21 protein-coding genes are annotated in these 20,865 nt (G+C 54.5%); 8 read left to right on the top strand and 13 right to left on the bottom strand.

Going from position 1 to position 20,865, the window contains the following annotated elements; translation table 11 throughout:
* The 4 genes from miaB to hflX all read left to right on the top strand — a co-directional run bounded on the left by miaB (position 1) and on the right by hflX (position 4,818).
* The gene (miaB, locus tag G7Y43_RS03560; RefSeq protein ID WP_165044159.1) at positions 1-1,362 is read left to right on the top strand and encodes a tRNA (N6-isopentenyl adenosine(37)-C2)-methylthiotransferase MiaB; all 1,362 of its coding nucleotides are present in this window, start codon (positions 1-3) and stop codon (positions 1,360-1,362) included.
* Between the two features lie 9 nt (positions 1,363-1,371).
* Entirely contained in the window at positions 1,372-2,373 is a 1,002-nt protein-coding gene (gene miaA, locus G7Y43_RS03555; protein ID WP_165044157.1) for a tRNA (adenosine(37)-N6)-dimethylallyltransferase MiaA, read from the top strand.
* Between the two features lie 11 nt (positions 2,374-2,384).
* Positions 2,385-3,305 (top strand): diaminopimelate epimerase, encoded by a 921-nt coding sequence (gene dapF / locus G7Y43_RS03550; RefSeq protein WP_165044155.1) that lies wholly within the window; start codon positions 2,385-2,387, stop codon positions 3,303-3,305.
* Between the two features lie 202 nt (positions 3,306-3,507).
* The gene (gene hflX, locus G7Y43_RS03545; protein ID WP_165044153.1) at positions 3,508-4,818 is read left to right on the top strand and encodes a GTPase HflX; all 1,311 of its coding nucleotides are present in this window, start codon (positions 3,508-3,510) and stop codon (positions 4,816-4,818) included.
* 10 nt (positions 4,819-4,828) lie between these two features.
* Here hflX and lexA read toward each other — a convergent pair whose 3' ends face one another.
* The gene (lexA, locus tag G7Y43_RS03540) at positions 4,829-5,467 is read right to left on the bottom strand and encodes a transcriptional repressor LexA (protein ID WP_165044151.1); all 639 of its coding nucleotides are present in this window, start codon (positions 5,465-5,467) and stop codon (positions 4,829-4,831) included.
* A 519-nt stretch (positions 5,468-5,986) separates the two neighbouring features.
* Here lexA and nrdR point away from each other — a divergent pair.
* From nrdR to G7Y43_RS03520, 4 genes are all read left to right on the top strand, one after another.
* The gene (nrdR, locus tag G7Y43_RS03535; protein ID WP_165044150.1) at positions 5,987-6,433 is read left to right on the top strand and encodes a transcriptional regulator NrdR; all 447 of its coding nucleotides are present in this window, start codon (positions 5,987-5,989) and stop codon (positions 6,431-6,433) included.
* 22 nt (positions 6,434-6,455) lie between these two features.
* Positions 6,456-6,932 (top strand): dUTP diphosphatase, encoded by a 477-nt coding sequence (gene dut, locus G7Y43_RS03530; protein ID WP_165044148.1) that lies wholly within the window; start codon positions 6,456-6,458, stop codon positions 6,930-6,932.
* A 426-nt stretch (positions 6,933-7,358) separates the two neighbouring features.
* Positions 7,359-7,865 (top strand): hypothetical protein, encoded by a 507-nt coding sequence (locus G7Y43_RS03525; RefSeq protein WP_165044146.1) that lies wholly within the window; start codon positions 7,359-7,361, stop codon positions 7,863-7,865.
* A gap of 41 nt (positions 7,866-7,906) precedes the next feature.
* Positions 7,907-8,806 (top strand): prenyltransferase, encoded by a 900-nt coding sequence (locus G7Y43_RS03520; RefSeq protein ID WP_165044144.1) that lies wholly within the window; start codon positions 7,907-7,909, stop codon positions 8,804-8,806.
* A gap of 8 nt (positions 8,807-8,814) precedes the next feature.
* Here the strand turns inward: G7Y43_RS03520 and gluQRS are convergent, their stop codons facing one another.
* From gluQRS to G7Y43_RS03460, 12 genes are all read right to left on the bottom strand, one after another.
* Positions 8,815-9,771: a tRNA glutamyl-Q(34) synthetase GluQRS gene (gene gluQRS, locus G7Y43_RS03515; protein ID WP_165044142.1), complete on the bottom strand. Its 957-nt coding sequence runs from the start codon at positions 9,769-9,771 to the stop codon at positions 8,815-8,817.
* Positions 9,772-9,795: 24 nt separating this feature from the next.
* On the bottom strand, positions 9,796-10,431 hold the full coding sequence (locus tag G7Y43_RS03510; protein ID WP_241158138.1) for an indolepyruvate oxidoreductase subunit beta: 636 nt from the start codon (positions 10,429-10,431) through the stop codon (positions 9,796-9,798).
* 12 nt (positions 10,432-10,443) lie between these two features.
* Positions 10,444-12,177 (bottom strand): thiamine pyrophosphate-dependent enzyme, encoded by a 1,734-nt coding sequence (locus G7Y43_RS03505; protein ID WP_165044140.1) that lies wholly within the window; start codon positions 12,175-12,177, stop codon positions 10,444-10,446.
* A gap of 88 nt (positions 12,178-12,265) precedes the next feature.
* Entirely contained in the window at positions 12,266-12,712 is a 447-nt protein-coding gene (locus tag G7Y43_RS03500) for an FHA domain-containing protein (protein ID WP_165044138.1), read from the bottom strand.
* Between the two features lie 20 nt (positions 12,713-12,732).
* The gene (locus tag G7Y43_RS03495) at positions 12,733-14,142 is read right to left on the bottom strand and encodes a D-alanyl-D-alanine carboxypeptidase (protein ID WP_241158137.1); all 1,410 of its coding nucleotides are present in this window, start codon (positions 14,140-14,142) and stop codon (positions 12,733-12,735) included.
* A gap of 9 nt (positions 14,143-14,151) precedes the next feature.
* Complete coding sequence (locus tag G7Y43_RS03490; RefSeq protein WP_165044136.1) at positions 14,152-16,515, bottom strand: VanW family protein; 2,364 nt, start codon at positions 16,513-16,515, stop codon at positions 14,152-14,154.
* A 55-nt stretch (positions 16,516-16,570) separates the two neighbouring features.
* The gene (locus tag G7Y43_RS03485; protein ID WP_165044134.1) at positions 16,571-17,233 is read right to left on the bottom strand and encodes a CDP-alcohol phosphatidyltransferase family protein; all 663 of its coding nucleotides are present in this window, start codon (positions 17,231-17,233) and stop codon (positions 16,571-16,573) included.
* Positions 17,234-17,381: 148 nt separating this feature from the next.
* Complete coding sequence (locus tag G7Y43_RS03480) at positions 17,382-17,756, bottom strand: 4Fe-4S binding protein (RefSeq protein ID WP_165044132.1); 375 nt, start codon at positions 17,754-17,756, stop codon at positions 17,382-17,384.
* Positions 17,757-17,762: 6 nt separating this feature from the next.
* Positions 17,763-18,851 (bottom strand): nickel-dependent hydrogenase large subunit, encoded by a 1,089-nt coding sequence (locus G7Y43_RS03475; protein WP_165044130.1) that lies wholly within the window; start codon positions 18,849-18,851, stop codon positions 17,763-17,765.
* 1 nt (position 18,852) lies between these two features.
* Entirely contained in the window at positions 18,853-19,536 is a 684-nt protein-coding gene (locus tag G7Y43_RS03470) for an NADH-quinone oxidoreductase subunit C (RefSeq protein ID WP_165044128.1), read from the bottom strand.
* A 4-nt stretch (positions 19,537-19,540) separates the two neighbouring features.
* Positions 19,541-19,984 (bottom strand): NADH-quinone oxidoreductase subunit B family protein, encoded by a 444-nt coding sequence (locus G7Y43_RS03465; RefSeq protein WP_241158136.1) that lies wholly within the window; start codon positions 19,982-19,984, stop codon positions 19,541-19,543.
* 11 nt (positions 19,985-19,995) lie between these two features.
* Entirely contained in the window at positions 19,996-20,865 is an 870-nt protein-coding gene (locus G7Y43_RS03460) for a complex I subunit 1 family protein (protein WP_165044124.1), read from the bottom strand.

The raw sequence follows: 20,865 nt of genomic DNA, 5'->3' as shown, positions 1-20,865 counted from the left end.
ATGACGACATCTACGCCATTCTTTGGAACGACTTTCCATGTTGTCACATTCGGCTGTCAAATGAACAAACACGATTCCGAGCGCATTTCGGGCATGCTCGAAGGCTTAGGTTCGTTGCCGGTCAACTCCATCCCTGAAGCTGATATAGTCATCTACATGACGTGTTGCGTGCGCGAAGCGGCCGATGTACGCCTATACGGCCAGGTGGCATCGCTGAAAAACGTGCCCTTGCGAAAAGAATCTCCGCTTACGAAACGCATCGTTGCCGTGGGAGGCTGCATCGGCCAACGCGATGGCGAAAAACTCATACAGAAGCTACCACATCTCGATGTAGTGTTCGGTACACACAACCTCGTCTCGCTGCCAAGCCTGTTGGGTGAAGCGATTGCCGATTGTGGACACCATGTTGAGGTGCTCGATTCGGCGAACAGCTTCCCAACCGAACTGCCGACTTCCCGCGAGCATGCCTGGGCGGCGTGGTTGCCCATCACCATCGGCTGCAACAACTTCTGCACGTACTGCATCGTGCCGTACGTGCGTGGCCGTGAGAAGTCACGTGCGATGGACGACATCGTTAGCGAGGCCCGTTCCTATGTCGCTGCCGGTGTAAAGGAGATCACGCTGCTGGGGCAAAACGTGAACTCCTACGGCCGCGATCTGTACGGAGAACCACGATTCGCCGACGTACTCGATGCAATCGACGCGACAGGAATCGAGCGGCTCCGTTTCGCAACGAGTCACCCAAAGGATCTGACTGACGAGGTTATCGGGAAGTTCGCTACGCTTCGCTCACTTATGCCAGCGCTCCACCTACCCGCTCAATCGGGTTCCGATAAGATACTCGAAGCCATGAACCGCCGTTATACTTCCGCACATTATCTCGAGCTTGTACGCAAGCTGCGTAAGGCAGTACCTGACATTGCGCTGTCGACCGACATCATCGTCGGGTTTCCTGGAGAAACGGAAGATGATTTCCAACAAACATACGACTTGGTGAAACAAGTTGGATACCATCAAGTATTCACGTTCATCTATTCCAAACGTGAAGGGACACCTGCCGCTTCGATACCCGATGACACTCCGCGTGAAGTCATTCAAGATCGCTTTGACCGCCTGGTCGATCTCGTGCAACACCAAGCGTTCGAGCGCAACCAGGCTGATGCCGGACGCACTGTACCCGTGCTTGTTGAAGGAGCATCGAGACGCGATGCACGACTGCTCGTGGGGAAGAGCCCCAAAAATCAGACGGTACACGCTCCCATCCCGCAGGGGACTTCAGCAGAAAGCCTTGCAGGTTCAATCCAGAACGTTCGCGTTGATCAGGCGAAAACCTGGTATCTCTCCGGCCAGGTCGTTCGCTAACCGCTTCCTATGGTTGACAGCTCCATCAACATCCTTAACCTTACCACGCCGGTCATCTGCGTGGTGGGGCCTACCGCATCGGGTAAAACCGACCTGGCACAAGCCATCGCGCAACATATCGATGGGGAAGTGGTTAGTGCTGACTCGATGCAGATCTACCGTGGCATGGATATTGGTACGGGAAAGATTCCAGAAGTCGATCGCGTGGTTGCGCACCATGGTTTCGATATCGCTGACCCCGGAGAGTCATTCTCCGCTGCGCTCTTTCAAACCTACGCCCGCGAGCGCTTCGTTGACATCAGTTCACGTGGCAAGCGCGTTGTGCTGTGCGGTGGTACGGGATTTTACGTACGCGCCACTATCGACGGGTATGAGTTCCCAAAAGGTGAACAGCAGAATAATCCTACTCGCGAGTGTTGGATGGAATTCGCCCGCAAGTACGGGGCTCATGCTCTTTGGGAACAGCTTTGCGAACGCGACGAGGAAAGCGCCCGCATTATTGCTCCCAACGACGTAAAACGTGTGGTACGCGCGTTTGAACTGCTTGATGAGGGGCTTACCTATGCGCAGCAGAAAACGCGACTGGCAAGTATTCCTCAGGTGGTGCCGGCAACGTTTATTGGGCTTGCAGTTACGCCCGACATACTACGCACACGCATAGACGCCCGCGTTGATACCATGGTCGAACGAGGGCTGGTGGAAGAAGTTACGTGCCTGCTTAAAAACGGTTTTCGAGATGGTATTACCTCACCTCAGGCAATTGGTTATAAGGAGATCGTTGATGCACTTGACGGGCGCATCACGCTTGAAGAAGCAATCATAAGCATCAAAACAGCAACGAGACGCTATGCGAAGCGACAGCGCACCTGGTTTCGTAAGGATTCGCGTATCCGGTGGATCAATGCAGACGACGGTTTCACCGACGCCCTGTTAACAGAGGCGTTACACATCGTTGCTAGCATGGATGCGACTTATCAATCATCAGAGAACTCAAGAAAACTCGCACGATAGATTGGACACACATGAACATCAATTTTGCAAAACTGAATGGCTTAGGAAACGACTTTGTCTTCATTGATGACTTGACGAATGAACTTTCGCTCACCGATGAACAGGTCGCATACCTATGCGATCGCTACTTTGGCATTGGAGCCGATGGCGTCATCATGGTGCGCCCGTCTGCGCGCGAGGAATGCGCGGCGTACATGCATTACATCAACGCCGACGGAACGCTCGCACAAATGTGCGGTAACGGCGTACGCTGCTTCGCAAAGTACCTGGTTGATCGTGGTTTAGTCGATGCTTCTGCAGGCGAATTAGTAGCCGACACCCTAGCAGGCCCGAAACCGATCCGCTTCTCTGTCGACGAAGCAGGGAAGATGACAACCGCTACGGTCGACATGGGTGAGCCGATTCTCGAACCGAGCAAGGTTCCGGTCGCCGCAGACGCAAATGCGCAAACGCCACACGGGGTTCCTTACGTACGCGAAGCAGCTCTAACCTCCCCATGGGGTGACTTTGCTTTCACGTGTGTTTCTATGGGTAACCCGCATGCCATCTGCTTTATCGATTCATTCGACGCGCTGCCCGACGCTCTATTCACTCATCCAGGCGACAAGCGCCTTGCTACATTTGATGTGAATACGGTTGGTGCGTACTTCGAAAGCCACACTGCGTTTCCCGAGAAAACAAACGTTGAATTTGCTTGCGTTGAAGCAGACGGCATCCACATGCGCGTGTACGAGCGTGGGTGTGCTGAAACACTTGCGTGCGGAACTGGGGCGTGCGCCACGAATGTCGCTGCATGCCTAACCGGACGAGCCGGGTGCGAGAACGACGTAGTACTGCGCGGCGGTACGCTGCACATTACCTGGGCAAACAACAATCACGTTATGATGACGGGGCCGGCGAAGGAAAGCTTCACAGGTACGGTTCGCTTGTAGAGCGAAGGCGTCGGCGCGCTATGCTATCATGGGTCGATCCGTATGATCACGAAACAAAAAGGAGCTCTATTGATGTGATGACAACGATGTTCGCGATCTAGTCATCTCTGTGCGCTCATTGCACAGGCGATACCCCTCCGTTACATCATAATGGTCACATGCGAACGCGTGTGCCAGTCATCGTAGGCAAAGGAGCTCGTTTATGTCTGAATTCGAACCCGTTATTACGCGTGGCCCGCATCTGTTTTCCGAACAACGCCGCGAACGTGCGGTTCTCGTTGGTGTTGAACGACCAAATATGAGCTGGTCACTCGATTCATCACTCGCTGAGCTCGAACGGTTGGCTGATACCGCCGGTGCCGACGTAGTGGCCACCACAACCCAAAAGCTTACATCTCCCAACCCGCGTACGTTTGTTGGAACCGGAAAAGCAGAAGAAATTGCCGAACTATGCTGCAGTCTTGAAGCTGACTTGGTGGTGTTCGATGATGAGCTCACACCATCACAGCAGTCGAACCTGGAGAAAGCGGTTGGACAGGCGGTGAAAGTAATCGACCGTACGGCACTGATTTTGGATATATTCGCATTGCATGCAACCAGCAAAGAAGGCCGCCTTCAAGTCAAGCTCGCACAGAATCAGTACCTGCTGCCGCGTCTGCGCGGCATGTGGGCACATTTAGCCTCGAACCGCATGGGTGGCGGCGTAGGGTCACGATTTGGCGAAGGTGAAAGCCAGCTTGAAGTAGACCGCCGACTGGTACGTAAGCGCATCACTTCCATACGCGCTGAGCTTGCCCATCTTGCAAACGTACGAAACGTACAACGCGAGAGCAGATACGCGAGCGGTATGTTCAAAGTCGCGCTTGCTGGGTATACAAATGCCGGAAAGTCAAGTCTTCTCAACCGTTTAACCGGCGCTGACGTGCTCAGCTACGACCAGCTGTTTGCCACGCTTGATTCCACCACACGCAAGTTTGAACTTGAACAAGGCCGTGAAATCACCATAACCGACACGGTTGGTTTTATCCAAAAGCTCCCGACCACACTCGTGGAAGCGTTCAAGTCGACGCTTGACGAGATATCCGGTGCCGATTTGGTGCTGCACGTGATCGACGCTTCGTCACCCGACCGAGATGCGCAGATTGAAGCAGTGCAAGATGTGCTGGGGCAAATCCATGCCGAGAACATTCCACGCATTGAGGTGCTAAACAAAACCGACTTGCTCGATAGCGCGCAAGTAGAAGCGCTGCGCGCACGGCGTCCCGACAGTGTGCTTGTTTCGGCGAGCACGGGACAAGGCATAGACGATTTGGTTAACCGTCTGGCGCAAGCCGCCGCATCAAGCGACGTTCACATTGAGACGGTTATTCCCTACAATAACGGTAATCTCGTGTCACTTGCGCATGAGCGCTGTCACATTCTCTCCGAATACTACGAAGCAGACGGCACACACTTGACGATGCTTGTTCCGACATCGTATGTTTCGACGTTCTGTCCGAAGAGTAACCAGTAAATAGCTTTGATCACAACCGTCTGAACACGGCTACAACTTTTCCTGCAATGGAGCAGTCTCTCGTGATAATGGGATCCATGGAGGAATTCTCTGGTTGCAAGCGAACGTGATCCTTTTCGCGATAGAACGTTTTGACAGTCGCTCCATCGTCGATGATTGCAACCACGATGTCACCATTGTTGGCAACCGGCTGCTCCTTCACGACCACGTAGTCTCCATCGTTGATGCCCACCTCAATCATCGAGTCGCCGCGCACTGACAACATGAACGACGGCGCATCGCCAACGATGTCGGTGGGAAGCGTGATGGTTTCAGTGATGTTCTCTTCAGCGAGGATCGGTGTGCCAGCGGCTACATTTCCAACGAGCGGAACGTTGATAGTTTTGCTGAATCCCATAGGCGAGGTTGCAACAGCAGCAGGAGCCGCGTCGATCGGATGCGCTAAGGCAATAGAGCGCGACTTTAAGGGGTCGCGCTTAATAAGGTTTTTCTGCTCAAGCGCCTTAAGATGCACGTGAACCGTGGAAGGGGAGGACAGGCCGAGCGATTGGCAGATCTCCCGAACGGTGGGCCCATAGCCCTTTTCCCGGATGCATTCCTCGATGCAGTCCAGTACGGCTTGTTGCCGTTTGGTGATCTTCTCGTCCATAGCCAACTCCTTTAAGAAAAGCGAACATTTGTTTCAAATTCTATTGACGTGAACCTTTGTTCGGTCTATTATAAACACGAACAAAGGTTCTATGCAAGAGCAAAGGGGCTGAAAATGAGAATAGAAGATACAATGTGGGCGGTATCCGGCACGGCAGCACTCGCTCGCGCACCCCATGTCGCTCCATCCGCAGCCACAGGCAACGTGATACCGTTCGATCACTGCCAACGCACACATTTGGAAGGCGATTTGCGTCACCGGACACCTTGTCCATCGCTTCAACAGTGTAGCAATCGCATAAGGCTTGAAAACGTACCTCTCGTACGTCAGCTCACATACGGAACCAGCGAAGGGTGTCCATTTAATCTGTTTACACGCAAGCAGATCGCGGTGAGTGCCGTACTGTTCACTGCTGTGTCGTATCTCGTTGCATTGGTGTGATCATTAAGACACCATAACCATTGAACCACAATATATTGTATGGTAGCCTAAGCGCACTCAGCTGAGAGGGGAGTGCGCATGTATTGTCCAAGCTGCGGCAACCTTGAGTCGAAAGTCGTCGACTCCCGACCGTCTGAAGATGGAACTTCCATCCGACGCCGTCGCGAATGCCTTGAATGTGGGCATCGGTTCACCACGTACGAACGACTGGGAGACAATCCTGTCATGGTGATGAAAACAAACGGATCAACTGAAGTATATGACCGCGAAAAGCTCATGCGAGGCCTCACCATCGCTTGTGCGAAACGTTCGGTTTCACCCGACGATCTTTCATCATTGGTCGCCGACATCGAAGCTGAACTGCGCAACAAGCCGAAGTACGAAGTGACTTCGAAAGAACTTGGCGATATGGCGCTTGAGCGTTTAGCCAGCATTGATGAGGTTGCCTTCGTTCGTTTCGCAAGCGTGTACCAAGACTTCCAAAGCGCGAGCGAATTCGCCGAAGCGCTTGAGCGGTTGCGTTAATATGTACGAAAGAATTCGCCCCATGTCGTGTGAAAGCAATACGTCGTACAACGACGACCACAGTCCGATTATCATTCCTATCCAGCGGCTCGAACCGAGCAATCCACTTCCGCGGTTCGCGTACGTTGGAGACGCCGGCATGGATTTGCGCGCCGCCTGCGATTTCAAGCTCGCACCGTTTGAACGTATGGCGGTACCGTGCGGCATGGCACTAGCTATACCACACGGATACGCAGGGCTGGTGTTACCCCGAAGCGGCCTTGCCGCTAAGCACGGTATTTCGCTCGTAAACTCACCCGGTCTCATCGATTCGAACTATCGTGGGGAAATCAAGTCAGTGCTTATTAACCTCGATCCAACCGAAACGTTTGCCGCGCATGCGGGCGACCGGATCGCACAGCTGGTCATTATCAAGTTGCCAGCGGTTTGCCTTACTGAAACCGATCAACTCGATACCACAGAGCGTGGCATCGGAGGTTTCGGTAGCAGCGGACGTTAACTCTTTTCTGTATTCAACCTCAAATACGAATGTATGTTCGTTTTTTTCATATGTTCGTATTGAGCGTATGACCTACAACAGCAGGCTTCAACTCATGGGTAACATATCATATGCGTTTTTTCCAGACTTGACCGCTCCGTTGCATGGTGTGAGAAAATAGCGTTCCAGGGAAACACTGATTAAAGCCGTCTTGCCTTGCGCTGGCGAGGCGGATACCTGAGGATTGAAGACCGAATGCGCGCACTGACGTGCGTAAATGAGGTCTGAAATTCTCAGATACCGGTTCGTCAGTGCAAGGCAAGACGGCTTTAATCAGTGTTTCCCTAGGAAGGTTTAATAAGCTTCGCAGGCTGTGCACGCAGCATATTTCACAGCAGACTTATGGCACAACCGTTTACGTCATCACACAAAGGCATGGAGACAACCGTGGATCAGCAAAACGAAATAAAACCCAACGAGCCAGAACGCAATTCGAACGAATGTCCAAACAAGCCAAATGAGCCCACAGGAGCTCCAAATAAACTCAATGAGCAACGTAATCCTACAGGAAGCCCAAACGGCCCGCGTATTAACCTTACGAGCGCGCAAGAGACAAGCTTCAAGAAAGCGCGACGTCTCAGTAGTATTGCCATGCTGTGCGCCGTTGTGTCGCTGTTCTTCGGCGGCATGTTCCTTAGTACTGCAGGCTTGGTATGCGCATTCTTGAGTTATCGAACGTTAAAGCCACATTTCAGCGATCCAGGAGACGGTGGCACATTCGCTATAGCTTTGAAGCGTACCGCTGTAGTATCAGCAATGTTTTGTGCGATGTCGTTCGCATTGAACGCATTTGCCGCTTGGCAAATGATGCCGATGATCATGGACATGCTGAACTCAGGAAACCTCAACTTAGAAGGTGCATCCCCCAGCCCCTCAAATTCCACCTGGGGTTAATTGATAATATGTGTTATGTAAACCAGCATCTTACGCTGCGAATGGCGGTGCAACTAGCAGCACCGCATACTTGGCCTGCATCGGTATTGCCGGTGCTTGTTGCTTGCGCGCTGACACTTGCACACACTGGCCAGCTAGCTGTGCTCGATGCGATACTGCTGCTCGTCATCTGTGTGCTCATGCAGTCGTCGGTGAATACCTTCAACGACTACTACGACTACGTAAAAGGATCGGACTCCACCAACGACAACGTTGAAACGAGTGATGCTGTGCTCGTGTATAACAACGTAAACCCACGAGAGGCGCTCATACTTGCGATCGGGTTTCTAGCAACCGCCTTTGCGCTGGGTTTGGTCATCATCGTGCATGCTGGATTCATGCCGCTTTTTATCGCGCTTGTAGGTGCTCTTTTCGTAGTAGCGTATTCCGCTGGCAAAACCCCTATTTCGTACCTACCTATTGGCGAACTTGTCAGCGGCGTGGTGATGGGTGGGCTTATTCCCCTTGCCTGTTACCAGGTTCTCACCGGATGGCTTAGTCCTTGGGTATTCGTGTGGACGGTGCCGGAAATCATCGGTATCGGACTCATTATGTTCACCAATAACCAATGTGACATCGAGAAAGACCAACTTGCAGGGCGTCACACCATGCCAGTCTGTCTCGGTCGCGCGAAAGCTCGCAAGCTTTATTCCGCCGTACTGATCACCTGGCTTGTCTGTATCGTGGTTATCGTTTTTTTCTTCTTCCCACGTGGAGCTATCGTGCTTCCCTTCTTATTTGCGGCGGCATATCCCCTGCTCAAGGCCCTATATGCAAACCCCTTAGAGCCGCGCACACGCATCGGTGCCATGGCACAAGTATGCAGCGTGAACGTGGTACTGGGTAGCTTCTACGCGCTATGCATTGTGACAAGTGGTTACGCACTAACGTTTTCGCTATAGCTCGTCTGTTACGCGCGCCATGCTATCTGAATGAAATCAGAAATACCACCCTTAAAGCGATTGAGATCAAACGTTTCAAGCAGCTCTTCGGGTGTTGCCGGCTCATCGACTGATTGTAAGCCAACCACGTATGCAATGTGTCCCACCACGCCCTGCGGCGTGCGGTAACACTCGAGGAGTTCGGGTAGCGCCGCATCACGATCGCGCTTCGAGAGACGTCTCCCCTCTTCGGCAACAAGCAGAGGAATGTGTGCATATACAGGCGAGGGCATACCGAGGCAGCGCTGCAGAAACATCTGCTGCGGTGTTGAACACAAAAGGTCAACACCGCGCACTACCGACGTTACGCCCTGTTCAGCATCGTCAACCACAACAGCCAGTTGATAAGCGAACGCCCCGTCCGCACGCTGCACCAAGAAATCGCCGCATTCAGTTGCCAGATTCTGCCCATACGGACCCTGAATGGCATCAATAAGATCGATGCGCATGGCAGGAACTTCAATCCGCTCAGCAGGGGCTTTCTGCAGCCGTTTCGCGGCAACCTCCCCATCACTCAAATTCCGGCACGTTCCCGCATACACGAGCTTTTCACCACGATGCGGTGCCGATGCCGCATGCAAATCGGCACGCGAGCAGAAGCACGGGTACACGCGGCACGTCCGTTTCAGCTCGTCAAGCGCTGCACGATATGCCTCGCCACGCTCGCTTTGGTAGAGCGGACCCGTGTCCCACGTAAGCCCCAGCGCATCAAAATCGCGCATGATGGCGCTTACGTATTCACTCTTCGAGCGCTGCGCATCGAGATCCTCGATGCGCAGCGCAATACGACCACCTTGACTCTTAGCGATAAGCCAAGCCATCAGTGCCGCATACACATTACCCGCATGCATGCGACCCGTGGGCGACGGAGCGAATCTGCCGACCACGGGACGGCACTTTTCTTGGCTAATTGCAGCTTCACCCATCGCTTCGCCGCGTTCCCATGTTCGCTACGCTTGATCAGGCGCGCCAAGAGCAGCTTCACGGGCGAATTTGTAGCCTTCATCGAAGGCTGCCAAATTCGCCTCAACCGTTTTAGGCGGCACGCGCTTCGCGATAACATCTTTCCACACATCCAACGGGAAATCGAGCCTTGTGGCGAGCGCTCCGAGCAGCACTACATTCGCCGACTTCGGAGAGCCAGCAGCACGAGCTATCTGACCCGCAGGAATGATAGTTGCTTCCGTAGCCTCTAACCGCTTGTCAAGATCAGTTGGCGCTTTCACAAGACCAGCAGCCACGGGAAGCGGCTTAATGCGCTCATCGGCCACCAGCAAGTAGCCGCCCTCCTTCACATAGGCAAGGTTACGCAGCGCTTCCATGCGCTCGAACGAAACGACGCAGTCCGCCGTACCAGCGTCGGCAACCATCGACGCCACACGACCACGCCCAAAGCGTACTACCGTGGTCACCGCGCCGCCACGCTGCGACATGCCGTGGATTTCGGATACCTTCACGACATAGCCTGCTTCAAGCGCTGCTTTCGCAAGCAGATCGGCGGCGAGGATGGTGCCCTGGCCGCCCACGCCGCACAGTAGCACGGTTATCGCGTCGGGCGCAGCTTGCTGCATTTCTTCCTGAGTCATGAGTAATCCCTCCTAAGCCTGCGTCTGACGGATAGCGGAAAAGCCACAATACTGCGAGCACTGGCCGCATCCAATACACTGATCTGGATCGATGCTGGCAATCCCCGTCTGCTCGTCTGTCGAGATGGCAGGGCAGCCCAACGTTGGGCACACGCCGCATGCACGGCAGGCGTCCGTCACTTCGTATGCGGGCTTGCGCACCCGGTCGATAAGAATGCAAGGCGAGCGGAAGATAAGAACACTGATATCGTCGGTTTGCGTGGCACGCTTCAGGGCACCGCGCACGGCTCTCATGTCGTTCGGGTCAATCACCTGCACGTCCTCGACACCAATCGCCCGCACGACGCCTTCCAAATCGAGCTCGCGCGAAGGACGGTGCTGCAGGGTTTCACCATTGAAGGGGTTTCCCTGCCGGCCGGTCATCGCTGTGGTGCGGTTGTCCAGCACGCACACCGTGCCGCATCCCTTGTTGTACACCGTCGAAATCAGCGACGACAATCCGGAATGTGCGAATGTTGAGTCGCCAATAACCGCAACAACCGGGCGGTGCTCTTCGTCCGCCATGGCCAGCTCAAAGCCATGTGCCATGGAAACTGACGCTCCCATATCGAGACACGTATCCATAGCGGCAAGCGGAGGCAACGCTCCCAGCGTGTAGCAGCCGATATCACCCGTAACGATAGCGCGCATACGCGAGAGTTCCTTGAACACGATACGGTGCGGGCACCCAGCACACAGCGCCGGCGGACGACCGGGCAGGTTTTCCGGCGCATCTTGGTGCGTTGGCAGCTCACGGCCAAAGGAAGCGCGAATGATGCCCGGAGAAAGCTCGCCAGCTTCTGGCACGGGATGAAGCGGACTCGCAAGCGAAATACCCAGTGCAGAAACCGACTCGGTAAGGAAGCGCGAGCCTTCCTCCACCACATACACGCGGTCAACAGAGCTGGCGAAATCGCGCAAGGCACGCTCGGGTAACGGCCACGTGACACCCAATTTGAATACAGAAGCATCCGCCAGCGCTTCTTCAACATGCTGATACGTTGCCCCAGCGCAGATAATCCCAATCTCGTTCGAACGGTCAAAGCGCACGTTGTACTGACACGTTTCAACCCATTCTTTCAGGTCAGCGACGCGCTTCAGCTGGTCGATACGACGGGGTTTTGCATATGCGGGCATCATGACGTACTTCGCTGGATTGGATTCATACGGCTTGCGCACATATTCGTTGCGCTCGCCAATCTCAACCGGGGTCTTCGTATGAGACACGCGCACAGTCGAGCGGATGAACACCGGTACGTCGAACCGTTCGGACACGTCGAACGCATCGCGGGTAAAGGCGAGCGCTTCGGCCGAATCAGCAGGATCGAACATGGGAATGCACGCCGCACGCGCGTACCAGTGCGAGTCCTGCTCGTTTTGCGACGAATACATGCCGGGGTCATCGGCAGCAAGCACCACCAGACCGCCATTCACACCCGTGTAAGCAGCAGTAAACAGCGGGTCGGCAGCAACATTCACGCCCACGTGCTTCATCGTAGCAAGTACGCGAGCACCAGCTGCGGACGCACCGACACCCACCTCGACCGCAACCTTCTCGTTTACACACCACTCGGCGTATACGCCGTTTTTCAGCGCAAAGTTCTCAAGCGTTTCGGTTGAGGGCGTACCAGGGTACGCGACGCCAATGGTAGCACCAGCTTCCCATGCCCCTTGAGCGATAGCCTCGTTTCCCGACATGAGTATCATACGAAACCCCCTTAAGTTCACAGCACTGCGCACAGTGTCTCAGGATGACCTCCTAAAACGCTGTGCGCATCATTATTTTTGATAGAGCCTAATCCTCTTGGTAGACCAAGCAGAACGACCCGATTTGAATGAAATCGCCCGATTTCAGCTCGGCGGCATCAACGTTTTCGTTGTTAACCCACAAACCATTATAGGAATGATTGTCAACGATGGCATAAGAACCGGAATTAGAACGCTCGATGGTGGCATGATCGCGCGAAACGGTCATGTCGTTCAGAAAGATTTCGCAATGGGGATTGCGACCGAGCCGAATGCTATCCCCTTCCAAGCGAAACTCGATGCCGGTCTGCGGACCGCGCACCACGCGCAGCGAGGCCGATGAGCGCACCGGCGCCATACGCGTATTCGTTACGTCCGTTAAAACAATCGGCTCGAAGCGCTGCGTCGACTCGGCGAGCTTGAACCCGCAAAACGGACACGCACCGTTTAAGGCCGCATCAAAATCGTTGTTGCATACCGGGCAAAGAACGTTCATGGATATCGCGCTTTCCTTCCCTATTGGGTGTTCGAAGTTTTGTCGATAACGTAGGGCAATTCGTTCAACGTAACAGATTCAGCTACCTTGGGCTTGCCGGTAAAACCGTTAAACAACCTCGTCCACCATATTTTAACACCCTCAATAAATGTCGGTGCGTACACGTCCTCACACGCAACGAGATCATATTCGGCAATGACGTTGTTACGCTGCTTGAAGGTAATCGTACCAACCTTATCGCCTACATGCACGTTGCCCGTCAGATTGTCGTAGGTTACCGACTGACTAACGTTTCCGTTCAGATCGAAGATCGTCACCGCGGCATCGGGGTCGGAAAGCGTCGCTGCTACCGTGCGATCAATCCAATCTTGATGAGCCACCCGAGCAACCACCGGAACCTCTGCTTGTTCACCGCTCACGTTTGCTCGCATCATTTCGTCGCTTGTCGCAAGCGGGTAAGAGATCTCATGCTCATACACCCATTCACACAGCTGTTGACAATCAACGAAGCGTTGCGCTTCCGAACTTGACCCAATAGCAACAGCGTACAACTCACGGCCGTCTTTGTTCGCCGCACCAACGAACGAGGGGCCGGCATACTCGGTAACGCCGGTCTTCACGCCACATGCGTATTCGTAGAGTTCTAAGAACTCGTCGGTGGTTTCGAGAAAGACCTCACCCACCGCGCCATCTGCGTGCGTGACTGTAATCGCGGTGCTTCCTCCAGCAACAATACTACGGAAGAGATCGTTGGTCATTGCATGTTGGGTAATCTTAGCAACGTCGAGCGCGCAGCTATGCAGGTCTCCCTCAAACTCGCCGAAGTCCAGGCCATGGGGGTTCGTGAATAGCGTGTCGGTACAGCCAAGCGCTGCCGCTTTGTCGTTCATAGCCTGCACGAATCGGTCGTAGCCCGACAGCGATTCGTTCGAACTTGCGCACCGGTCGCCAAGGCTTTCGGCCAGCGCTACTGCGGCGTCGTTACCTGAGGGGACCATCAAAGCCTTCAAGGCCGATTCGAAGTCCATGGTGTCGCCTTCCGCCAGACCAGCCGACGACTCGCCTACAGTAGCAGCGTTCTCACTTACGGTAACCACGACGCCGTTCGAATCACTCCCCACAGCGTCAAGGGCAACAATTGCCGTCATAATCTTCGTAATTGAGGCGATTTTGGTTGCTGTAATCGCGTTGCGCTCGAAATACACTGTTCCATCAGCCCCCATAACAAGAGCATATTCTGCATCGATGTTCGGACATTGCGCAACCGAAAGCCCCCGAGCCTCAACGGTTTCACCACAGACAACATCAGCCTTCCGCACATCAGCGAACGCTGTTGCAGGCAGCACAAGCGCTATTGCAAGCGCAGCAGACAACAGTGAGCGCGCCAAGAAGCTCATACCGTTGCGATTGTGCTTTTCATGCGTTGCCATACGACGTTCCTACCCCTCAGATTCGCTCATTACGTTCTGACGTAGTGTCACACTCTGGGCTGCTTCTTGCGAACCCGCTTCATACACCTCGTTTTTCGGCTGGTATACCGAATCGAAGCGATCGACGTGCAATACCTCGCCCGCCGCGTTTGTTACCGTTCGGGTTACCCAGAAGCTGCTACCGTCAGCACCAGACGACTTCAAAAACACGGTACTCGGATCAAGCTGATCGTTGATAACCACGCGGGTTATGTACTTCTCGCCTTCTTCCCACACGCCATCTTCTGATGTAACCTCATAACCAGGATCAATACCGTACAAGGATACGGTTATCGAAGTTTCGGTGTACGATGCTCGAAGAAGCACATCAGAATCGCTGTCGTTCTCCCATACCAGATCGAGATCAGGCCAAGCAACAGCAGCATCCCTCCCTGCTTGGTAGCTAGCTATGTAAAGCGAATGGTTGCGCCGTTCGAGCACCGGATAACCCGCTTCATACACTGCATTGAACACGGTGGTGGCAACTTGGCAAACCCCACCGCCGATTTCGTCGGTATACTCGTCTCCCACAATAGCACCTGCTGAGGCAAAGCCCTGACTTTCGTCGCATTCGCCCACATTTTCGATAAACGACCACGTGCCACCCGCTTTCGCAACAGAATCGCTAATAAGATCGGCAGCGAGGTGAATGTTGTGATTGCGGTTCTCGGTACCCGCACCCGACGTGTACTCGGTGGTATACAAGGAAACAAGCTCGATAATGCCGTAATCAAGCGCTTCATCAAACGTCATGGAACTAGGCATTTCCCCAGTCGCTACGCTAACCTTGATCGGTTGCCCTTCTTCGGCAGAAACCATTGAGGCCGCATCCGGTGCAACATCGCCCTCTTCCTCTGCGGCGGCAGCTCGCGATGCCTCACCGAACACAACTTCGTTCATCGCGCTCACCGTTTGAGCAACCAGAGGAATTTTTGCTACACCTTGCGCCGCGACGCTGACCTCACCATCTTCAGACGTCGAGAACGACACCGTGATCGAGCCACCCTCCTGATCCATTTCGATGTTTTGCAAAATGGCCGGCTTCACCACATCGGCGTCAAAGCAAGGAAGAAGCTCCCAATGCCCTTCCCGTTTCTCAACCGGCCGCGCGCTCACCCATTCTCCCAAATCAGCACGACTTACTTCCCATGTTGTACCTTCGCACGAAACGGTAGCACCGTGCTCGATGGCAGCGTTTACCGTATCGCAGGCCTTCTGTGCTTCCTTTTCATCGATACGCACGGGAGCATACGACACCTCAGCGACAAATGATGTCTCGCCGCCATTCGTCCCAGCAAACGCATTTGTGAGGCGTTGGCGCAAATCGTCGCGGTCGATGATGTTACCGTCGTTGCCAGGCGAAACACTGGCTACGCCACCATCGACGGCAATGTTGAAATCAACCCGCGGCGTGCCGATAGTTTTGTCGATGTCGAGCGCAAGCCCTTCCAGTTCTTCCTCATTAAACTCAAGCAAAAAGGGAATGTCGTGGCCGAGCAGGCGCGCACCAAGACGCCCGATGATACCCCCGTCGTCGCGGCCGACCGCCAACGCCGCCTGAGCCAGCGAATGAGCGGGAACCGATGCGGAAAGCGAACTGGACGTAGCCATCCACATTTGCTTGTTCTCACGCGCCTCTTCAACAGCAAGCTGCTCGGCAAGTGCTGCATCCTGAGCTGAGACAGCAGCGTCGTTCACACGTTGTTGTGCCTCATCGCTCGCGTAAATTGAAACCTGCCCTTGAGAAACCGTATCGGCGTAGGTTTCATCCAGCATCGACGCAATCTCATCTTGTGTCATACCCGAAACATCAATGCCGCCCACGCTCACACCGCCGTAAGCGCGGCCCAGATGAACAAGCGCATCGCCTGCACCTAGGAGCGCTACCGCACAGACAAGCACCAGCACTACCGCCGCAATTTTGCTACGGTGCGCAAGGGCAACCACTCCCGCACATGCAGCTTTCGCAGCTACAGCAACAAGAGAAACGATACCGTGAGCAAGCGCTTTGAGAACACCTATAACACGAGACGCAGCCCCCATTCGTGATGTAGCACGTGGCTCACCCTTCGTCCACAGCGCAACGCCACGCGTCGGCTGTGCGTACTCAGCTTTCCTGCGCGCGGCTGCGCGGTTCCTGTGTTCACGCGGAAAGTGCATATGGGCCACCGAACGCTCAGATCTCACACGAGTGGAAGCGTCCTGCGAAGAGCGCTGGAAGTCGTGTTCGGCACTATGACTACCACGACGTTCCGAAGAAAGATTGTAAGCGGATTCAGTGCGACGCGACCAGGCGCCACGTGGGCGCCTGGTTGTTTGATTCGTTCCCTGCATCGCTTGGCCTCGCCGTGTGGGTGATGCGTGTGCACCCCGGCGTGGCTTTTTTGCATCACTCATGTCCCAACTCCCGTTGCATGCGTGCAGCAGAAGGGTGTTCTCGCAGTTCGCGTAGCGCTGAGTACGCGTAATACACCGCCGTCACGGCGCTGAGCACCAGCCCAACATACAGAAACCAGATCGACCACGAGCAGGGATCGGCGTTGAACCCTGGTAGCCAATCGAAAGAAACCCAGCCCAACCCAGAGATAAGTGGAGCATTCAGCAACAAGCCAGCAAACCCGATGAACAAAAACGTGGTTGATGCTTTACCCGCGAAAACCACAGGTATACGAATATGACGGCTCCGCAACAGATAGAAGCTTCCCACCAGTAAGAAGAGATCACGCGCCAGCACGAAGAGAATGATCCACAGCGGCAAGCGACCAACCAAAAATACTCCGAGTACTCCGGAGATCATGAGCAAACGGTCGACCGCGGGGTCAAGCAACTGGCCTAGGCGCGTTACCGCATTTGTACGCCGAGCAATCTGACCGTCAATACAGTCAGTGCCCGCCGCGATAGCAAAGATAATAGCCGCTGCAACGTCATGCCCACTCAGCAGCACTACAAAAAACACGGGGATCAGGCATAGTCTGATGGCCGAAATAACATTCGGTACCGTCAGAACCTTGTTTGACACAGTATTGACTACCGTATCGACATGCCTTGGCATGATAGCTTTCTCCCCTGCTTCGTTGAAAACCGGGCGCTTTCGCGCCCGGATCTGTTATACGGGAAAATTTTATCAGTTTTCACACCACCCGTTTACCCGTAAGTGTAGTGGCAGCGCGATTGACACAGCTAAATCGCAAGACGGTAACCTAACCGTTAGGGTTTTGCAAAGGCTCGGCAATCGGCTCGGGGACATGCAGCTCAACAAGGCTTTTTTCCTTGGCCACCTTCGGACGCGTGGGGTTCATCTCAAGGCAGCTTTTCGGGCACTCTGCCACACACGTACCACACTGCACACAGCGGAAACGATCGATCGTCCACGTGCGAGCCTTCTTGTCCACCACGATGGCTCCACAGGGGCAGCGCTTCGCGCAAATGCCACAGAGGATACATGCGCTCACATTGTTTTCTACACAACCCTTCAAGCCTTTTGGCACAGGCTTCGTCTCGAGCGGGTACATCACGGTTTCAGGCTTCTTAAACAGCGAGCCCAACGTCATTTTTCCGAGTTTGAATCCACCCATTGTCGTCTACCTTTCGGTGCAGCTAATGCACGGATCGATCGTCAGAATGATCATATTGACGTCGGACAGCTCGCACCCTTCGAGCGCCTTGACCATGCCTGCGAGGTTCTGAGAGGTCGGTGTGCGCATGCGCATGCGGTCGAGGTACTTCGTGCCGTTTCCGCGCGCAAAGTAGTAACACTCGCCACGCGGCTGCTCTACCACATTACTCGCCTGCGCGCCCGCAGCGGGCGACCCTTTCACCGGAACACTAATGTCACCAGTAGGAATGCCAGCGATCAGCTCTTCGATGATGTCAATTGACTGCAGTACTTCATTCGCGCGCACTTTCACGCGGGCGTAGCAGTCGCCCTGCGTGTCAACGATGGGCTGGAAGTCAGATAGCTTACCGTAGGCACCTCGACCAAGCGAGCGAACGTCGTATGGTACGTTCGAAGCGCGAGCGAACGGACCCACCATACTCGCATTCAGAGCTGCTTCGGTGCTCAAGTATCCAACGCCAACCGTGCGGTTCTTCACCGAGGTGTCCTTCATGAAGGTGTTCACGATCTGACGGTACTCGTCCTTAATACCCTCAAGCGTCATCTTGATCTCGGCGAACTGGTCGGCGCTTATATCGCGTGCAACGCCGCCGACTTTCACAACGGAGAAAATGACACGCCCACCAGTAGTTGCCTCAAAGATAGACAACACACGTTCGCGCAAACGCCAACAATGCATGAACAAGCTCTCGAAGCCGAATGCGTCAGCCGCAAGTCCCAACCAAAGAATGTGGGAGTGAATTCGCGAGAGCTCGTGCCAGATGCCACGCAGATACTCGGCACGCTCGGGAACCTCAACATCCATGAGCGACTCAACCGTTTCGGCGTAACCAAGCGAATGCCCGAAAGCGCAAATACCACAGATGCGCTCGGCAACGTAGATGAACTGGTTGTAGTCGCGCGTTTCAACGAGCTTCTCTAAGCCACGGTGAACGAAGCCGATCTGGGGAATCGCTTCGATAACCTTCTCGTCCTCGACCACAAGGTCGAGATGGAGTGGTTCGGGTAAAACAGGATGCTGCGGCCCGAACGGGATAACAGTTGCCTTTCCCATACTACTCCCCTCCCTTCTTCGCACTCGCAGCCTGCGCAGCCTTTGCCGCCATAGCGGCACGAACCTTCGCGGCCTTTTCGGGGTCCATACCCGCGAGCTTTTCCTCGAGTGCCTTCTCCCTCGCCTGCGCGAGCGCGGCTGCCTCCTTCTTCACCTTGGCTTCCATGGCCGCACGCACCTTGGCAGCTTTCTCGGGATCCATGGCGGCAAGCTTTGCCTCAAGCTCTGCCTGCTTCGCCGCTGCATCGTTTTCCTGCGGTGCGGCGGCCGCTTTCTCCTTGGCAGCCTTTGCTGCCGCGAGCTTAGCTGCCTTTTCCTTCGCTGCTTTCTGGGCAGGCGAGATGATGGTCATAGGCTCGGCTTGGGCAAGATCGTAGAAGTGGCCTTTGAAGTCTATGGCAATGTCTGAAATGTTGACACCGAATAGATCGTGCGATTCGTTTTCAAACACAAAGGCGGCAATAAAATCGTTCGTGATGCTGGGAACCACATCGTCTTTCGTAACGCCCTTGATCTCATAGTTCGCCAGATGACCATCCTTCATGAACGAGTACACCATGTCGATGCCGTCGTCGGTGTTCGCACACAGCATCTGCACGAACCGCCAACCCTCAGCCTTAAGGCGTGAGGAGAGCGCAGGCAGCTCGTCGATGGTGCAGCGAGAAAAATCGGAACGGTATTCCATAGCGCTACTCCCCCTGTTCTTTCTCTTTCATAGCGCGAGCCTTCTCTTCAAGAACACCCACCGCCTCGACCACTGCATCAATAATAGTTTCCGGGCGAATGGCACACCCTGGAGCGTACACATCAACCGGAATAGCCTTATCCACTCCGCCAAGTACGTTGTAACAATCGTGGAAGATGCCGCCCGAGCACGCGCAGATGCCGCACGCGACAACCACCTTAGGTTCGAGCATCTGATCGTAGATTTCCTGGATCACCTTAATATTGCGCTCGTTAACCGAACCGGTCACCAAAAAGATGTCGGCATGCTTGGGATTGCCGGTGTTTATCACGCCAAATCGCTCAGCGTCAAAGCCGGGGCACAACGTAGCCAGCACCTCGATGTCGCAGCCATTGCAGCTCGAAGCGTCGTAATGGATAACCCAGGGAGATTTAGATGCAAAAGACATGACCATCTCCTTTACAGATACATGAGGAACCCGATGTTGACCAGACCGCACACCAGAGCAACGATCCAGGCCGACCGCAGCAGGAACTGCCACTTCACACGGGCAAAATTGTTGTCGATCCAGATTTCAAGGAAGTACACAGCAAGTACCACCACGATCGCCAGTACGATAGAAGCAGGGTTCGCCCAGATGAAGAACAGCCCCGTCCAGCCGAGGAACAATACGTTCTCACACCAGTGCATAATCTCAACCTTAGCAAGCGTTGGTCCGCTCATTTCGGTAGTGATACCCTTCACAAGATCCTGATGAGCATGGTGCGAGTACGACAGGTCAAACGGCGACTTACGCAACTTAATGGTGAGTACGAACATAAAGCCCAGAAACACCGGCCAGAGTACGGTGACCGCTGGAACAGCGAAGAACAGAGCACCTGCTGAATTAAACGTACCAGAAGCCAGGTAGAACGCTACAGCCATGAACAGCATCATGGGCTCGTAGGCCATCACCTGCAGCGTCTCACGGTGAGCGCCAACCTCGGCATAGGGCGAGCGCGATGAGTACGCAGCCACGATAAAGAACAGCCCTGAAAGCGTGATGATGAAAATACTGAACAGCAGGTTACCACCCGAGAAGAAGATGCCGCCGGCGACGATGGACAGCACCAATGCGCAGGTGATATAGGTGTCCTCAACTTTGTTCACCGACGCGGCTTCCTTCTGCAAAAGCTTGCGCACGTCGTAGTAGGGCTGCAGCAGCGGCGGGCCAACGCGACCCTGCATGCGCGCACTGATGACGCGGTCAAGACCTGCCAACAAGCAGCCGATGCACGGCGCTAAAACGGCGAAGGCAACGATGCCGATGAGAGTGAAAAGCAGATTCAT

It is taken from the genome of Adlercreutzia sp. ZJ138 (assembly GCF_011038935.1).
Classification (GTDB): Bacteria; Actinomycetota; Coriobacteriia; order Coriobacteriales; family Eggerthellaceae; genus ZJ141.
The sequence above is the reverse complement of the archived record's forward strand: the minus strand, read 5'-3'. Positions and strand labels throughout refer to the sequence as shown.